Source organism: Streptococcus pseudopneumoniae, from assembly GCF_001073085.1.
GTDB classification, from domain to species: Bacteria; Bacillota; Bacilli; order Lactobacillales; family Streptococcaceae; genus Streptococcus; species Streptococcus pseudopneumoniae_M.
The window spans coordinates 70,325-85,775 of the sequence record NZ_JVFV01000016.1 but is presented as its reverse complement, the minus strand read 5'-3'; the positions used below and the strand labels follow the sequence as shown (position 1 = coordinate 85,775).

Annotated in this window: 18 protein-coding genes; 1 reads left to right on the top strand and 17 read right to left on the bottom strand. The window is 40.7% G+C overall.

Annotated features, from left to right (window positions below; all coding sequences use genetic code 11):
• Positions 1-93: 93 nt before the first annotated feature.
• The 14 genes from ADH90_RS03600 to miaA form a co-directional block, all read right to left on the bottom strand.
• Complete coding sequence (locus ADH90_RS03600) at positions 94-651, bottom strand: SMI1/KNR4 family protein (RefSeq protein ID WP_049530000.1); 558 nt, start codon at positions 649-651, stop codon at positions 94-96.
• An 11-nt stretch (positions 652-662) separates the two neighbouring features.
• Positions 663-1,385 (bottom strand): DUF4241 domain-containing protein, encoded by a 723-nt coding sequence (locus ADH90_RS03595; protein WP_049529999.1) that lies wholly within the window; start codon positions 1,383-1,385, stop codon positions 663-665.
• 52 nt (positions 1,386-1,437) lie between these two features.
• Positions 1,438-3,189 carry a glycoside hydrolase family 13 protein gene (locus tag ADH90_RS03590; RefSeq protein WP_049529998.1) on the bottom strand — a complete coding sequence of 584 codons (1,752 nt, stop codon included), beginning with the start codon at positions 3,187-3,189 and terminating at the stop codon, positions 1,438-1,440.
• Between the two features lie 196 nt (positions 3,190-3,385).
• Positions 3,386-4,342 carry a hypothetical protein gene (locus ADH90_RS03585; RefSeq protein WP_049529997.1) on the bottom strand — a complete coding sequence of 319 codons (957 nt, stop codon included), beginning with the start codon at positions 4,340-4,342 and terminating at the stop codon, positions 3,386-3,388.
• A 124-nt stretch (positions 4,343-4,466) separates the two neighbouring features.
• Positions 4,467-4,799 carry a hypothetical protein gene (locus tag ADH90_RS11555; RefSeq protein WP_239681981.1) on the bottom strand — a complete coding sequence of 111 codons (333 nt, stop codon included), beginning with the start codon at positions 4,797-4,799 and terminating at the stop codon, positions 4,467-4,469.
• Positions 4,800-4,970: 171 nt separating this feature from the next.
• Complete coding sequence (locus ADH90_RS11550) at positions 4,971-5,216, bottom strand: hypothetical protein (RefSeq protein WP_239681980.1); 246 nt, start codon at positions 5,214-5,216, stop codon at positions 4,971-4,973.
• Positions 5,213-5,800 carry an SMI1/KNR4 family protein gene (locus ADH90_RS03575; RefSeq protein ID WP_049529996.1) on the bottom strand — a complete coding sequence of 196 codons (588 nt, stop codon included), beginning with the start codon at positions 5,798-5,800 and terminating at the stop codon, positions 5,213-5,215. Before ADH90_RS03575 ends, ADH90_RS11550 begins: the two co-directional genes overlap by 4 nt.
• Positions 5,801-5,844: 44 nt before the next feature.
• A complete protein-coding gene (locus ADH90_RS03570) occupies positions 5,845-6,909 on the bottom strand; it encodes an ankyrin repeat domain-containing protein (protein WP_049529995.1) in 1,065 nt (354 codons plus the stop codon).
• Between the two features lie 2 nt (positions 6,910-6,911).
• Complete coding sequence (locus ADH90_RS03565; protein WP_049529994.1) at positions 6,912-7,349, bottom strand: hypothetical protein; 438 nt, start codon at positions 7,347-7,349, stop codon at positions 6,912-6,914.
• Between the two features lie 219 nt (positions 7,350-7,568).
• Positions 7,569-8,324 (bottom strand): SDR family NAD(P)-dependent oxidoreductase, encoded by a 756-nt coding sequence (locus tag ADH90_RS03560; RefSeq protein ID WP_049530005.1) that lies wholly within the window; start codon positions 8,322-8,324, stop codon positions 7,569-7,571.
• 20 nt (positions 8,325-8,344) lie between these two features.
• A complete protein-coding gene (gene rnz, locus ADH90_RS03555; RefSeq protein ID WP_049529993.1) occupies positions 8,345-9,274 on the bottom strand; it encodes a ribonuclease Z in 930 nt (309 codons plus the stop codon).
• Between the two features lie 14 nt (positions 9,275-9,288).
• Entirely contained in the window at positions 9,289-9,912 is a 624-nt protein-coding gene (locus ADH90_RS03550; protein ID WP_049529992.1) for a cystathionine beta-lyase, read from the bottom strand.
• Entirely contained in the window at positions 9,905-11,143 is a 1,239-nt protein-coding gene (hflX, locus tag ADH90_RS03545; RefSeq protein WP_049529991.1) for a GTPase HflX, read from the bottom strand. The genes ADH90_RS03550 and hflX overlap by 8 nt, the downstream gene beginning before the upstream one ends.
• Positions 11,136-12,020: a tRNA (adenosine(37)-N6)-dimethylallyltransferase MiaA gene (gene miaA / locus ADH90_RS03540; RefSeq protein WP_049529990.1), complete on the bottom strand. Its 885-nt coding sequence runs from the start codon at positions 12,018-12,020 to the stop codon at positions 11,136-11,138. Before miaA ends, hflX begins: the two co-directional genes overlap by 8 nt.
• Positions 12,021-12,140: 120 nt before the next feature.
• Between miaA and ADH90_RS03535 the strand changes: the two genes are divergently transcribed.
• Entirely contained in the window at positions 12,141-12,311 is a 171-nt protein-coding gene (locus tag ADH90_RS03535) for a DUF3042 family protein (protein WP_001051776.1), read from the top strand.
• A gap of 117 nt (positions 12,312-12,428) precedes the next feature.
• Here ADH90_RS03535 and ADH90_RS03530 read toward each other — a convergent pair whose 3' ends face one another.
• The 3 genes from ADH90_RS03530 to ADH90_RS03520 all read right to left on the bottom strand — a co-directional run bounded on the left by ADH90_RS03530 (position 12,429) and on the right by ADH90_RS03520 (position 15,413).
• Entirely contained in the window at positions 12,429-13,268 is an 840-nt protein-coding gene (locus tag ADH90_RS03530; protein ID WP_016466624.1) for a thymidylate synthase, read from the bottom strand.
• Positions 13,269-13,369: 101 nt separating this feature from the next.
• Complete coding sequence (locus ADH90_RS03525) at positions 13,370-14,329, bottom strand: ROK family glucokinase (RefSeq protein ID WP_000078556.1); 960 nt, start codon at positions 14,327-14,329, stop codon at positions 13,370-13,372.
• A 103-nt stretch (positions 14,330-14,432) separates the two neighbouring features.
• On the bottom strand, positions 14,433-15,413 hold the full coding sequence (locus tag ADH90_RS03520; RefSeq protein ID WP_065427196.1) for an excalibur calcium-binding domain-containing protein: 981 nt from the start codon (positions 15,411-15,413) through the stop codon (positions 14,433-14,435).
• Between the last annotated feature and the right edge of the window lie 38 nt (positions 15,414-15,451).

Genomic DNA, 15,451 nt, shown 5'->3' with positions numbered 1-15,451 from the left:
CCGCGTCAAAGTTTGATTGCTAATAAAAAATGAGGTCGGGCTCTTTTGTCCCAACCTCTTTTACGGACTATCAAACTGATATTTCCTTATAGATTATTGACTAGATTTCCCCTTTTCCAAAAGCTTGACCATCTCATTTTTACGCTCTTCTAGCTCGGCAATTTGCTGGAGTAAAAGTCCTGAAAAATCACATTCAAGCTCTTCAGTTTCGCCACTATTATACCAATCTAGAGCTACAATATGATTGTCCTTATCAAAGCAAAAAATCACATCTCCATCCCCGACGATAGACAGAAATGGAATATAATCCACAAGGCCCAGAGCATGTAATTCCTTGGTTTTAAGACGAATGTCTAAGAAGTCTGGGATGCCATTTGCAATTCCCAAGACCTTAATACCTCGACAGAAGGTCCAAAATGGTGCTACATCGTAAGCCTTGGCTCTTGGCCATAGCTCTTCCCTGACTTCCATAAAGAGACCTCCCAGAGCTGACATGGTGAATTCCCTGAAATCTTCTGGCAGACGAATGCCGTATTGAATTTCAAAATTCTGGACATCTTCTTCCGATGGTTCATTGCCCATGCAGGCGACAACCTGATAAGTTTCCTTATCATAGTGACGAAAATACTCATAAACTTCCTTGAGTGACATTATCCAACTCCTTATCCTACGTAGATATACTCAATAACCACATCACAGAGTTGATGATCCTTGTCATAGCCAAAGTAAACAGGATAATTTCCATCTCCAAAACCAGACTGAATCATTGGAATAGTCAGGTCTGTATCTGGTATTTTAAAGTTAATCCAATCACCGCCTTCTCGTTGATATAGGGGATATTCTATGGCATTTTGAGCAAAAATTTCCGCAAAGAAATCATCATAGATGTTTTTTTCAGGATTTTCTTGATACCATTTTTCTTCAAAATCACAGTAGGCATTTTTAGTCTCAACATCCACAATAGTTGCCAAGCCTGCATCGACTGAAAACCCAAAATAAGAATCTTCTTCAACCGAATCCAGGTTTTCATTGCCAATTAAGGCTTCATAGTAGACAACTGGAAGCTTATCTGTAAATTGAACTCTTGTTGCAACATACCGATAATGATCTTCTTCGATCTTGACTACTAAGGTTTTGAGTGGAAATGTTCCTTTGGGAACTGTCTCTAGATAGGGTTTTTCATTCCTACGGAGCCAGACCAAGGGATCCCTAACTAATATTTCTCCACTTGGGAAGGTCACTTCCCCCATATCTAGGACAAAGACTTCCTTGCCGTCTATTTCTTTCGTCTCAAAACATGCTGCATAATTGACAGACGAGGTCAAAATATGCTTGATTTCTTGGTATTTTTGCAACCATTCTTCGGAAACTTGAAGTTTTTCCATCGGTCTTTCCTTTCTAGTTTAAAACAAGCATGTGTTGGAGTTAAAAACCGGTTTAAATCGAATCTAAATAAACTACAAATCCATCTGGTAAGATGATTTGTTGTCCCTCCTTAACCTGACAATGACTCGCTAAATCAACTGAATCTCTGTCTAAAGTATATTTCTCAGGAGACTGGTTAAAGATGGCTTGAACTTCTTTCCCTTCATAGTTCCACGTTAATGCTAGAACATGAGGTTTCACTTCTTCTAGCTTATAGGTTCCATGTTGAATAATACTTGCCACTTCCTTACGGACTTGGATTAATTTCTTCATAAAATCCAGCATATCATTGTCCTCAGAAACACGGTCCCAAGGCATGACACGACGGCAATCAGGGTCTGGTCCCCCTTTAAGTGCCAGCTCTGTTCCGTAATAGATACAAGGGGTCCCTTTTTGAAGATAGAGGAAGGCGAGAGCAGCCTTGACATGCTGCACATTTCCTTTTGCAGTTGTGAGGATACGCTCTGTATCATGAGAATCTAAAAGGTTAAACATAACTTCAGCAATTTGTTGCTTGTAGTACATAGACTGGCTATTGATTTCTGAAATAAATTGCCCCGTCTTTTTATGCTGACGCAAGAAATAATCCTTGATACTTTCAGAGAGTGGATAGTTCATAACAGCATGGAACTCGTCTCCTTGTAGCCAAGGTTGTGAGGTATGCCAGATTTCACCTAAGATGTACAAATCAGGCTTTTTAGCAAGAACTGCCTTTCTGAAATCTCTCCAGAACTGGTGGTCAATTTCATTGGCAACGTCCAAACGCCAAGCATCGATATCAAAATTTTCAATCCAGTAGGTTGCAACCCTCAAAAGATAGTCTTTGACTTCAGGGTTAGCTGTATTTAACTTAGGCATATAGCTGGCAAAAGCAAAGGTATGGTATGGCAATTCTCTTGGATTCTTAAGTTTATCCTCAGTAACTGGAAATTCTTGAATATGGAACCAATCTTTATAAGGGGAATTTTCTCCATTCCTTAGAACATCCTGCCATTGGGCTGACTGATCTCCGATATGATTAAACACTGCATCTAACATGATTTTGATGCCCCGTTTATGGGCTTCCTCTACTAGATTACGAAAGATTTCCTTGTCTCCAAAGTGACGGTCAATTTCAAAATAATCCGTCGTATCGTACTTGTGATTGGTTGTAGCTTCAAAAATCGGACAGAGATAGAGCCCAGTGATTCCTAGGCCTTTGAGATAGTCCAGATGGTCGATAATCCCTTGCAAATCTCCACCAAAAAAATCATCCCTTTCAGGAGAAATCTCTGCATCCCACGCTCGAGCTCCATCAGGAATCAAATTAGGATTTCCATTAGCAAAGCGTTCTGGAAAAATCTGATACCAAACAGTATTTGAAACCCAACTTGGAACCTGGCAACCATCGATTTCGTGAATGTAAGGAAGTTTAAAGCCATTTCCATCAGCATCCAAGTTTTCTTGAGTATATTCCACACATCCCTTATCTCCATAGTAGACACCCTGGCCTTCTGTATCAAGAAGTTCAAAGAGATACTGAATCCGTGCAAAATTAACCGATACCGTAACCTGCCAATAATCAAATAAGGCATCTGAGGTTGCTTTAGTCATTTCTTTCTTGGCTTCATACTTATCCTCAATAAAAATAAAGGGATCTCCATAGTGCAAGATGACCTGCTGAATGTCATTTTTCTTGGTTCTAATTCGGATATGTAGCTGATCTTCTTTATACAGATAAGCATACTCTGATTCTGGTCTATGATAAATGGCTGTTAATTCCATATTTTGTCTCCTAAATAATCATCATCAGCAAAAGTACAAACGTTTTCATAATTGCTAGTTCTAGTATACTATTTTAAAATTCGATTTGCAATACTTGGTAAAATTTCACAAGAAAACAGCTCAAATTAGATACTGTAGACTAATCAAGAAATTTCAGCACCTATCAATAAAAAGCTCCCAAACTCAGCCTCACAGCCTAGTCAATCTGACAAAGGGCAAGTTCTTTTAATCCTCTGTCGTACAGGAAGGTTAAACAAAAGTTGTCTGTCATATTTTGAACCTTATGTTTACTCATTCCTCTAGGCAAGGCTATATCGCACCATTCTCTTGTTGCCAGAGAAAATAGCTTTTGCTTGCCCTTCCAGTCATCATTTTTAAATAGGGGGCTCAGGATAAGATAAGGCGAATACGTAAAAATTCCATTGACACCAGCTTTTTTGCCTAAAGCCTTTAAATGTTCAGATTCTAATAACTTTTCGATAATACGACCATCACTAGAGATTTTAACTAGGGCATAATAGTCCATGCCCCATTTATTGACAGAGGTTTGACTTTCTCCAGAGGTAAAGGCATAGAGGTCTTGCTGCCACCATTTCAGACTATCGATTTTAGGACAAGCATCTGAGCTCCTGTCGTGGTGGTTTAAATCTTTTTTATCAATATGCGAATAAGTGGTCCACTTCGCCTGCTTTTTCTCTCTATCAAATTCTAAAAAGGCAAAGTTTCTTGCCTGATTTGTATAAACTTGCTCTTCAAAACACACAGGTATCTGGTCGCTATCTGATACTATTTGAAAATATCTCTCTTGTGCCTTTTTAGGAAGTATACTTTGCGGATCCTTTATGGCAATGATTTCTGGATGAGAAAAATCACCAGTATAATAGATCATTTCCTTTCCAGCCTTGATGATGCCAATATTTTGTCCATCTGTAAAGAGTAGAGGCTCTTCCTCCCAAACATGGTCACAATCCCAAGCATCTATCTCCTTTACACCCAAAGGCGATACTTCAAGCAGACAGTAGCGATTGAAAGCTTCCTTCTCACTTGTCAAGACAAAGGCTCTGCCATCCTGTAACATGACAGAATTGAGAACACTATTGTAGTCCTTGTCTAGTTCCCATTTATTCAATAGGCTTAACTTTAACTTCCCCATTTTCTTCCTCCTAATACTCAATGAAAATCAAAGAGCAAACTAGGAAGCTAGCCAAAGGCTGTACTCGATTACGGCAAGGCGAAGCTGACGTGGTTTGAATTTGATTTTTGAAGAATATAAACAATCACCATTCATTGATGGCAAATAGAATAGCTAATCGAATATTTCTTAGCAACTGATCCGAAAGTTCATCGTATACTTGACCCAGTCCCTTATCTTGTGCCAGCCATCCAGGTTCATCATTCCAGGAGCCCATTCCTCCAAAAACATCCGCTGCACTTGCGGCTCTAAATATATTTTGATTTTGTGGCGGAATTTGAGGCTCCTCTAGCACCTTAGTAGCATCAAGATCAAGTAGATGGTCTCTGGCAGAGTGAAAGACTTTGGCAAAGTTGTCACATTCAATTTTAATTGCTAGATCTTCTATACGAGCCAATACGTCCTTAAAGTCTTCCATATTATTTTCATAGTGGGGAATGTCTTGAGAAGACCTTTCCCATTCATACTCGGTGTAGGTGACATCCCAGCCTCTGCCTGGGGAAGCAGATTTCCAATTTGGTAGGAAATAACTTGCCTTCCCATCTTTATAAAAACAGAGAATTGCACTCTGTGTTGTATTGGAAAATCCTTAAATCCCTCTGTCTTCAACTGAAATAGGACAAAATAATTTTAAGTCCTTCAAACCTTTTTCCTTAAGGTTTTCAAACCAATCAGATACAGAAAGTTCTGTGGCTTCTCCATTTTCTGACGGCAAAATTTGAAAGCTCAACTTATTTGTATATTTTTCAGGCTTATAGCATATTTCTTTACCACTTTTTAAAGCCTTCCTCGCGGCTGCCACGATACAGGCTATCTGATACATTTGGCCGTTCATATGATCTCATCCACTATCCCTTCAATCAACTCCGTAAGACTTTCTGCTACATAGATAATTTCATCAGGATCATGGATGTAGCAAATAATCTGCCCTTCCTGACCCTCTCGGTCTGGATCAAAATCCAGCATAAGATAACAAGAGTCACAATACTGAGCAAAAGGAATCCATTTTTTATTAAAAAGATAGGGCTTTATTCTACTATCACGCATATTTTCCAGGTCTTGACTAGAAAAATAGTCGGGAAAATCCGTCAATAGAGCATCCCTATTTTGAAAGTATTTTTTACAACTTTCCATTTTTTGCAAACTCATGAGAGAAAAAGGCAGGTCTCTCTGGTCAATCACACAAGGTAAAATAGAGAAGTATTTACTCCCATTTTTGTAGCTATAAAGCGCTTTGAAGTCACTAGGTAGACGAATACCAAGTCTTTCCTCAAAGGCTTGAAGCTCTTTCTCGGAAGCACCAGAAATTTTCTGATAATCAGCCAGGTATTCCTCTTTCGCAGGATCATCCAAATCCCAGTCTTCAAAATACTCACAAATATAAGTTTCTATTTTTTTAACTTTGTCAATTAGTTGCATCATTTCACCATGATTTCTTTGTTTTATCTATCTTCCAATGCTTTTTAACGATTATAACTTGTTTTTTCTAGGGAAAGGGGTTCAGGATTTTGCTTAATCCAAGCAATAGCTAGCTGACACAGACGGTCTAGGCGAGGCTCGTCATCAAAATCTTTCCCATGAACTTGAGCAATAAGCTCTTTAGTCTCTTCTAATTCTTGATCTGAAAGGGGGATTCCTATAGACAAGTATTGAGGGAGAGCTTGAAGCATTTTTCTATAGTCCCTGTCCCAGTTGACCCCACCATTGCGATCTAGTTCATCTCGAACTCGACCTGGTATACGAATAACTTCTCCCTGAACAGTTTTGGCTGCTCCACTTGAAGGAATCAAGAAAGACCATAGTTCCTCATATTGCTCCTCCCAAGTTCCTTCCTTGACCAAGATTGGTGCACTGCCATCATGGGTTATTCGTTTGGCTACTGACTTGACATCAAACAAACGATAAAGTTTGGCTAAACCTTTATCTGCTGCTTCTAGATAGTCAGGATTGATCCCTTCTCTATGAAATTCAAAATCCTTACCAATATTTTCGACCTTTTCTTTCATAGCAGGCGTTTTCTTAGCACCAGCATCCAGTAGCATAGAGGCGATTTCAGCTGTTTGGGCAATATAGATTCCCCGACAGACAATGAGAACGGAGTCTAGGGGAGTCTGTCCCCTATCGTTCTTAGGGTTGACCTTTGCCCCCTTTTCTAAGAGAAGCGCAACTGTCTTAGGATGAAAAAACTCAGCTGCCATGTGCAAAGGTGTATTTCCATAAGTATTACTTTTTTCAATATCTGCCCCCAATTCAAGCAAGAGTTTTACAGTCTCTCTTCCCATGGTTGCCTGACGGTACAAAGGAGTTGCACCATAATAATCAGGAATATTGATATCCAAGCCCTGTTCGACAAGCCAAAAAACCAGCTCATCAGGAACCCCACCAAAATGCAGAGCCGTACTTAAACTATATCTCCCGTTATGGGCAGTTAGCTCACACTTGTCATACACGGCCTTTAATTGGTCAATATTGCCGTCAGTTAGTAGTTCATTGAAGTCCTTGGGTAAGGTAACTCTTTTCTTTGCCATCTTTAGTTCCTTTCTTCTGATACATCATCTAGGGCAAGCCAATGAAGATTGTCAACAGTTTTCAAAATCAGGGCTTGTCCATCATAATCATTTTTCAACTCAAGACCGTCTTGCTCAATAGATATATTATTGTACCAGTGGTCTAGGCTGGCGTATTTCCCCATATGAATGTTGATGAGTATACTGGTTATCGGATTCCACGTTCCTATCTTAACAGTTTCAGCTAAAAGGTAGTAAGCGTCTAAAAATATGAGATTTCTCCCATAGATCCAAAAGGGCAGTTCAAGTTCTAACAAAGGCAACTTGGCAGAAAAAATCTCATCACCGTGCGGCGGTACGGTCTCATAATGAAATTCTATCTCACTGCCATAATAAGCAATCAAGGCTCCCTGACATCCGATATTTTGAGGAATTCCTTCCTCAGCTACTATAAATTCCATGACCTGCTCCTTCTATCTTGACTTCATAATCTTCTACTATAGATATACTTTTAGTTATGTTAGACTCGGAGTTTATTCTGTCTTTAATCTGCTTTCTTATCTCAATTATACTCCAAAACTATCAAATAGAGATAAACTACCAGTATTTTTAGGGATTATTTTTGATGAATAGTTGCCCAAAGTTATAGAAAAAAGCCATTCCTCAAGGGAACAGCTTTCTCACTTATAATTAAAGGTTTCCCCAGCTAACTTATCTGCTAGCTTAGGAAAGAGGGTGTAAAACTTGTGTGCTAGATTGAGCAGGATTGGAAGATTGAGTTCCCGCTTGTTTTTTCCTATGGTTTTGACAATCTTTCTAGCTACTGCATCTGGCTCGAGTAGGAAACGGTCAACCGATTTAAGGTAGGTTCCATCCGGATCAGCCTGGTCGAAAAAGGTTGTACGAATCGGACCTGGATTAACCGTTGTCACATAGACACCATAGGGCATGAGTTCGAGGCGCAAAGCATTTGAAAAACCAATAGCTGCAAACTTGGTCGCTGAGTAAAGACTGGACTTGCCAGTTGCTATCAAACCAGCCATACTAACGATATTGATGATATGGCCTTTTCGGATCTTCTTCATACGAGCTGCAACCAACCGAGACAGATTCATTAAAGCAAAGGTGTTAACCTCAAACATCTGATGAATATCTTGATCAGAGATCTTGTCAAAATCTTCAAAAATCCCGTAGCCAGCATTATTAATCAAAACATCAATCTTTCCATAGCGCTGGTAGAGTTCAGATACTAGACCTTCTAGGGCTTGAGCATCGGTAATATCAATCTCAACCAATTCAGCCTGTGGATGATTTCCGTATAGTTGAGCTAATTTTTCTCTATTTCTACCCAGTAAAATCAATTGATCATTGGGCAAGAGTTTGACCATTTCTTGGGCTAGACCTCCGCTAGCTCCTGTTATGAGAATAGTCCGCATACTTTTCATTTCTCAGTCTCCTAGATTTCTACTTCTTCTAGGTCTTTAACCACATGGACGTTTTCAAAAATCGTTGCAGCATCTTTCTTAAGCTGGCTAATGTCTTTTGAAAGGAAGCGTGCACTGATATGGTTGAGCAAGAGTCGTTTGGCTCCTGCTTCTGCCGCTACCTGAGCAGCCTGCATATTGGTTGAGTGACCGTGATTACGAGCAATCTTTTCGTCTCCCTTGCCATAAGTCGACTCATGGACAAGGACATCGGCATTGACGGCCAGACGCACACTGGCATCTGTTTTTCGAGTATCTCCCAAAATGGTGATAATCTTACCAGGTCGCGGTGCTGAAATATAGTCTGCGGCTTTGATTTCGGTGCCATCTTCTAGAACAACATCTTGCCCGTTTTTGATTTTTCCAAAGAGCGGGCCAAATGGGACACCAGCAGCCTTGAGCTTTTCAGCATCCAAGGTTCCTTCTAGGTCCTTTTGCATAATACGATAACCAACGCAGAAAATAGTGTGATCCAACTCTTCTGCATAAACGGTAAACTTATCCGTTTCAAGGATTTTCCCAAGAGAATCTTGGTCAAATTCATGGAAATGAATCTTGTAGGGCAAACGTGATCCAGACACACGTAGACTAGTTAAGACAAAAGATTTAATGCCTTGGGGACCATAGATTTCCAAATCTGTCTGCTCTTCATTAGCTTGAAAGGCACGACTTGAAAGAAAACCTGGCAAGCCAAAGATATGGTCTCCGTGCAAGTGGGTGATAAAGATTTTGCTAACCTTCCGTGGTCGAATTGTGGTTTCCAGAATGCGATTTTGCGTTCCCTCTCCACAGTCAAAGAGCCAAACTTCGTTAATCTCGTCCAAGAGTTTCAGAGCGAGACTTGAAACGTTGCGGGCTTTAGAGGGCTGACCAGCCCCCGTTCCTAAAAATTGAATATCCATTTGATACTTTCTAATTAATCAATATATAACATGGCTGTGCGGTTTTCCGATCGGAAATAGCGCTTGCCAGAAAAAGCAACAGCTTCTTGCAGTAAATCCTCTTGACTATAACCTTTGAGACGTGTGCGACCATCTGCCAAACTTTCCAAGTCTGTCAAGGCTGTGAGACTTTCCACACTAACAACTTCTTCATCTCCGACAGCCTTCATGTAAATCTTTCCAGACTCTTCAAAGACGAGTTGATGGGGGAAAATTTGCGCAATTTCAAAAAGCAAGTCAGCTGTGATTGCTTCCTCAGCCTCTGAGAAAATACGTCCAAGACCTTCTTTCTCGTAGCAAAATCCAAAAGACTTGCCTGATAGATTGAGGCGGATAAAGGGTTTGCTTTCTTCCGTGAAACTTGGTTCAGTATTATAAAGGTTTAGCTCCTGAGTCAATTCTGCAAAATAATCTGTCGCAGCTTGAGGATTTTTTTTCTGGTAGAGTTCAGCAAAGTAGGCATTAACCACGCTAGGTGGAGGTGTAATGAGAGCTAGTTGCTCCTCTTCAGACCTACCAGCTAAAAGCTGATCCAGATAAACCTTGTCTAGACTTGTATAGCCACCATACTTGAGAGCTAATGATTTGATATCAGTCATAAAATTCTTCTAATCTCCATTTGTTTTTCTCAGCAATGTAGCCTCTGATGACTTCGCCATCATCTTGGTAGTCACGTTCTTCAAGAATCGCAACACTTTCTAAATCATGAATCTTGTAAGACTTAGAAAAAGGCACGCGCAAAGTAAAGGGTTCAAAAATTTCCTTGATCTTATCTAGCAATAAAGCTTGTAACTGTTCTCGACTATCTTTAGACTTGGCAGAAATCAATGCATAGGGCGTTTGAGTAGGCGTGAAATCTTCCACCAAATCCGCTTTATTATAAAGGGTCAGGCGAGGAATATCCTCCATATCCAAATCTTTCATGATAGACAGAACCGTTTTTTCATGTTCCTCGTGATAAGGATTGCTGGCATCGATAACATGAACCAGAAGGTCTACATGCTTGCTTTCTTCCAAGGTCGACTTAAAACTAGACACTAACTCTGTCGGCAAATCTTGAATAAACCCAACGGTGTCAGTCAAGGTAACCTGAAGATTGCCCCCCAGATGAATGCTTTTAGTTGTCGCATCCAGAGTTGCAAAGAGCTCATCTGCCTCATACTGGGTCTTGCTAGTCAAGGTGTTCATGATAGTTGACTTTCCAGCATTGGTGTAGCCAATCAAACCAATCTTAAAGGTACTTGACTCCAAACGTTTTTCTCGAACTGTCGCTCGATTTTTCTCAACGACTTTGAGCTGACGCTCGATATCTGTAATTTGATTACGAACACTACGACGGTTCAGTTCCAGCTGGCTTTCACCAGGTCCACGGGAACCAATTCCCCCAGCCTGACGGCTGAGCATAATCCCCTGACCAACCAAGCGAGGTAAGAGGTACTTAAGCTGGGCCAAATGCACTTGGAGTTTTCCTTCATGGCTACGTGCTCTCATGGCAAAGATATCCAGAATCAACTGCATACGGTCAATAACTTTAACACCCAGAACTTCCTCTAGATTGACATTTTGCCGTGGTGTCAGACGGTTGTTGACAATGACAGTGGTAATTTCTTCTGTATCCACCATCCGCGCAATCTCTTCCAACTTACCAGAACCGACGAAAGTCTTGGAGTCATACTTTTCCCGTTTTTGCCTGTAGCTATCTACAACGACTGCCCCAGCTGTCTTAGCCAGACTAGCCAATTCTTCCATAGAGAGGTCAAAATTGTCCATGCCCTGTAATTCCACACCAATCAGCAGGACTCGCTCCTCTTTTTTCTCCGTTTCAATCATTTAAAAACTCCTCAATCTGGTTTAAAATACGATCTTGTACACCAGATTCTCCTATCTGATAAAAGGTCACCTGCATGCGGTTTCGGAACCAGGTTAGCTGACGCTTGGCAAAACGACGTGTCGCCTGTTTTAGGCTGTCACTAGCTTCTTTCAGGCTCTGCTCACCTCGAAAATAGGGAAATAGTTCCTTATAGCCAATCCCTTTAGCAGCTTGAACATCTGGATAATGGTCAAACAACCACTTGGCTTCGTCTAGAAGTCCCGCTTCAAACATCAAATCTACACGGTGATTAATCCGTTCATAAAGCTGACTACGTTCATCATCCAAGCAGATAATCAAAGGTTCATACAAGGTCTCTTGATTTTCCAAATCCTGACCAAAATGGGCAATTTCCAAGGCACGCATAGCACGACGACGATTAAACTGAGGAATCTCAAGGCCTGCTTGCTTCACAAGATGGGCTAATTCCTCATCTGAATATGGCTCTAAACTAGATCGATAAGCTAAAATCTCCTCATGAGGAGTCTCCCCACCTAGATGGTATCCTTCAAGTAAACTCTGGATATAAAGCCCAGTTCCACCAGCGATAATGGCTAGCTTGCCACGACTGTGAATATCCTCAATAGCTACCTTAGCTTCTGAAACAAAATCAAAAGCCGAGTAAGACTCGGTTACCTCTCTAACATCGATTAAATGATGAGGAACAGCCGCCTGCTCCTCTGGACTAGCCTTGGCCGTCCCAATATCTAGTCCTCGATAGACTTGTTGGCTATCACCACTAACAACTTCACCATTAAAACGCTTTGCAACTTCAATGGCTAGGGCTGTTTTTCCAACTGCAGTCGGTCCAACAATCACAATTATTTTTGTTTTCATCTTTTTTCCTTGAAAAATTCCCATTTTTTCGTTACTATTATTATATCACAAAAAGGTCAGTCAGAAAAATGCGACCTCTTGAGGTAGCGGGCTGATTTATAAGTTAAAGGAGGAATACTCATGGCTAAAGGATTCGCTAAAGGTCTTGTAACAGGTATTGCAGGAACTGTCGCTGCAGTTGCAGGTGCAGTATACGCAGTTAAAAAGAAAGTGATCGAACCAGAAGAACAAAAAGCAGCTTTCATCGAAGAAAATCGTAAGAAAGCAGCACGTCGTCGCGTATCACACTAAGCAACAAAAGAAGTTGAGATTTTTTCTCAACTTCTTTTTTTCTATTCTTTTATACTCAATAAAAACCAAATAGTAATCTAGGAATCTAGCATGGTTTGAAGAGATTTTCAGAGAGTATTAAATTGCCAAGTCAAACTTCAACTGTGGCTTGACTGGATCATAATCAACCAGCTCAAAATCCTCTGCTTTAATATCAAAGAAGTTAGTCTTGTCTGGTACATTCAAGACCAGACGTGGTTGGCAGTTTGAAGGTTCACGACGAAGCAATTCCTGAGCTTGTTCAAATTGATTGTCATAAATGTGAAGGTTATTGATAAAGTAGAAGAATTTCCCAACCTTCCATCCAAAATGTTTGGCAATCATCATCTGAAGAGCCACGTACTGCATGGCATTGATATGGTGAGCTACCAGCATATCGTTAGAACGCTGGGTCAAAGTCGCATCCAGATAAATTTCCCCATCTACTCGACGGACATCAAACATGGTCTGGAAGGCACATGGAAGAAGACCATCTGTCTCCTCAAAGGCCTGATAATCCCAAAGTGAGATGATATTGCGACGGTTCCAAGGATTGGCTTCTAACTGTTTGAGAATCTTGTTAATGATATCGTGTTTCTTAACAACAGCCCCATAACGTTCCCCAATAGTCCCTGTATCTCCCACTTCCCAGTCATTCCAGTAGTGAACATTGTACTTATCATTGAGAACTTCTAGACTATTGGTCTGGTCTTGGTAGATCCAAAGTACTTCCTTGATGGCTGATTTGATTGCGATGGGGCGCAAGGTCGTGATTGGAAATTCACCCTTAGACAAATCGTACTCCGCAAAAGCACCTGTGATGTACTTGGAGTTAGCCACTGTTCCATCCTTGTACTTGGGACGAGCTTGCTCAGAAAACACACCCTCATTCAGGATTCGCTCGATATTTTCTTTAAAAATCTTATCCGCTTTTGTCATTTACTCTCACCTCAATTATTGTCTTAACTAGTATAGCATAAAAAAAGAAAGGAGGAAAATCACTCGCTTACAGAAAGCAATTTTCTCCTTTTTATGTTTATTTATTGCAATACAAGTGATGCAGCACCAATCACTCCAGCATCATTTCCTAGAGTTGCAAGAGCTAATTTAGTTGTTGTGCGAACTTGTGGGAAGGTATTTTCATCATAAACCTTTTGTACACCTTGGAGAAGGAATTCTCCTGCAGCCGACACACCACCACCGATAACGATTGTTGATGGGTTTAGGATTGAACCAATGTTAGCACATGCAATACCCAAGTAACGTGAGAAGTTACGGTAAACGATCAAAGCAAGGTCGTCCCCTTCTTTCGCAAGGTCAAAGACAGTTTTAGCTGTTACTTCTTCTCCGTCATCAATCAAGCGTTTCAACTCTGCATCGCCTTCGTATTCATCTGCATAACGACGGGTCAAGTTGACAATACCTGTTGCTGAGGCTACTGTCTCAAGACAGCCTTTTTTACCACACGTACATGCGATTGGTTGATCAAAGTCAACTGTGATATGTCCAAGTTCACCTGCAGCACCAGCAACACCGTGAAGCAGTTTTCCTTCTGCCACGATACCGCCACCAACACCTGTACCAAGTGTCATAAAGACAACATCTGGTTGGTTGTCACCAGCACCCATCCAGCGCTCACCAAGAGCTGCCACGTTGGCGTCATTGTCGATGAAGAATGGAATCCCCAAGGCTTTTTCCATTTTTTCTTTGATTGGTTGAAGAGTTTTCCAGTTCAAGTTGTAGGCACCGATAACAGTTCCTTTTTCACGGTCAACTACACCAGGTGACCCCATACCAATTCCACGGAAATCTTCAGCAGACAATCCAAGCAATCCCAAACGGTGTTGAATAGTTTCAATCATATCGTCCACGATATGGCTTCCTTCATCCAAAATGTTAGTCTTGATAGACCATTTTTCTTGGATTTCTCCTTCTTGCGTTAAAATAGCGAACTTGATAGAAGTTCCACCAAGGTCAATCCCAATAATCTTTTGACTCATCGTCTTCTCCTTATCCTTAATTGAAAATGCTTACAGTACTAGTATAACAAAATCTGCCATTCAGTGCAAAGGTTTGCATTACTTTTCCAAACTTTTTTCTATTCTATGGTTTCCACAAACCAGAAGCATCTACATAATAGCGTCCACCATCAACTCGCTCATTCTTAGCCATTTTACCATCCGATTTCAAATAGTAATTTCCTTGCCATGCATTACGGGCATAAGACCCATCTGATTTTAAGTAGTACCAAGATTGGTAAGAAGAGTCATAGACCCATTCACTCTGAGCCATCTTACCATCTGATTTGAGATAATAACTTCCTTGCCAAGTATTGCGGGCATAAGATCCATCTGATTTGAGGTAATACCAGGCTTTGTAGTAAGAATCATAAATCCATTCACCCTGAGCCATTTTACCATCTGATTTGAGGTAATAAGCACCCTGCCAAGTATTGCGGGCATAAGATCCATCTGATTTGAGGTAATACCAGGCTTTGTAGTAAGAATCATAAATCCATTCACCCTGAGCCATTTTACCATCTGATTTGAGGTAATAAGCACCCTGCCAAGTATTGCGGGCATAAGATCCATCTGATTTGAGGTAATACCAGGCTTTGTAGTAAGAATCATAAAGCCATTCACTCTGAGCCATCTTACCATCTGATTTGAGGTAGTAAGCCCCCTGCCAAGTATTTGTTACTGGATTTCCATTTTCAGAAAAATAGTACCAAGATCCATTTTGACGAACCCATCCACTTACAGCTTCTGCACTAGGAGCAGGTACTGCACTATTTGGTGTTGCACTATTTGGTGCTACATTGTTGTTCGCTGGAGATGTACTCGTCTTTTTCTCTTTTAAAACTCCCTTAGGCGCATTCTTCGATTCACAGGCAATCCCATCATGATCCTTATCTAGAGTAGCAGAATACCCTGGTTCTCCCTTATGAATATCTGCATAACCATTCTCCCAAGCTTCCTTACAGCTTGAAAAATGGATACTTTCATCTGCCACAACTGGATGTAAAAACAAAGCTAGAGCAGGTAAAGAAGCTAGGCCTAGTTTTAATAAACGACGTTTGTTCATGATTTTCTCCTAAAATTATAATATCAATCTCAATATTA

Coding starts and splice junctions, on each gene's coding strand:
- ADH90_RS03585 (WP_049529997.1), bottom strand. CDS start 4,342: ATGGGGAAGTTAAAGTTAAGCCTATTGAATAAATGGGAACTAGACAAG.
- ADH90_RS03595 (WP_049529999.1), bottom strand. CDS start 1,385: ATGGAAAAACTTCAAGTTTCCGAAGAATGGTTGCAAAAATACCAAGAA.
- rnz (WP_049529993.1), bottom strand. CDS start 9,274: ATGGATATTCAATTTTTAGGAACGGGGGCTGGTCAGCCCTCTAAAGCC.
- ADH90_RS03550 (WP_049529992.1), bottom strand. CDS start 9,912: ATGACTGATATCAAATCATTAGCTCTCAAGTATGGTGGCTATACAAGT.
- ADH90_RS03590 (WP_049529998.1), bottom strand. CDS start 3,189: ATGGAATTAACAGCCATTTATCATAGACCAGAATCAGAGTATGCTTAT.
- ADH90_RS03575 (WP_049529996.1), bottom strand. CDS start 5,800: ATGCAACTAATTGACAAAGTTAAAAAAATAGAAACTTATATTTGTGAG.
- ADH90_RS03600 (WP_049530000.1), bottom strand. CDS start 651: ATGTCACTCAAGGAAGTTTATGAGTATTTTCGTCACTATGATAAGGAA.
- hflX (WP_049529991.1), bottom strand. CDS start 11,143: ATGATTGAAACGGAGAAAAAAGAGGAGCGAGTCCTGCTGATTGGTGTG.
- ADH90_RS03570 (WP_049529995.1), bottom strand. CDS start 6,909: ATGGCAAAGAAAAGAGTTACCTTACCCAAGGACTTCAATGAACTACTA.
- ADH90_RS11555 (WP_239681981.1), bottom strand. CDS start 4,799: ATGGAAGACTTTAAGGACGTATTGGCTCGTATAGAAGATCTAGCAATT.
- ADH90_RS03560 (WP_049530005.1), bottom strand. CDS start 8,324: ATGCGGACTATTCTCATAACAGGAGCTAGCGGAGGTCTAGCCCAAGAA.
- ADH90_RS03530 (WP_016466624.1), bottom strand. CDS start 13,268: ATGACAAAAGCGGATAAGATTTTTAAAGAAAATATCGAGCGAATCCTG.
- ADH90_RS03520 (WP_065427196.1), bottom strand. CDS start 15,413: ATGAACAAACGTCGTTTATTAAAACTAGGCCTAGCTTCTTTACCTGCT.
- ADH90_RS03525 (WP_000078556.1), bottom strand. CDS start 14,329: ATGAGTCAAAAGATTATTGGGATTGACCTTGGTGGAACTTCTATCAAG.
- miaA (WP_049529990.1), bottom strand. CDS start 12,020: ATGAAAACAAAAATAATTGTGATTGTTGGACCGACTGCAGTTGGAAAA.
- ADH90_RS03535 (WP_001051776.1), top strand. CDS start 12,141: ATGGCTAAAGGATTCGCTAAAGGTCTTGTAACAGGTATTGCAGGAACT.
- ADH90_RS11550 (WP_239681980.1), bottom strand. CDS start 5,216: ATGAACGGCCAAATGTATCAGATAGCCTGTATCGTGGCAGCCGCGAGG.
- ADH90_RS03565 (WP_049529994.1), bottom strand. CDS start 7,349: ATGGAATTTATAGTAGCTGAGGAAGGAATTCCTCAAAATATCGGATGT.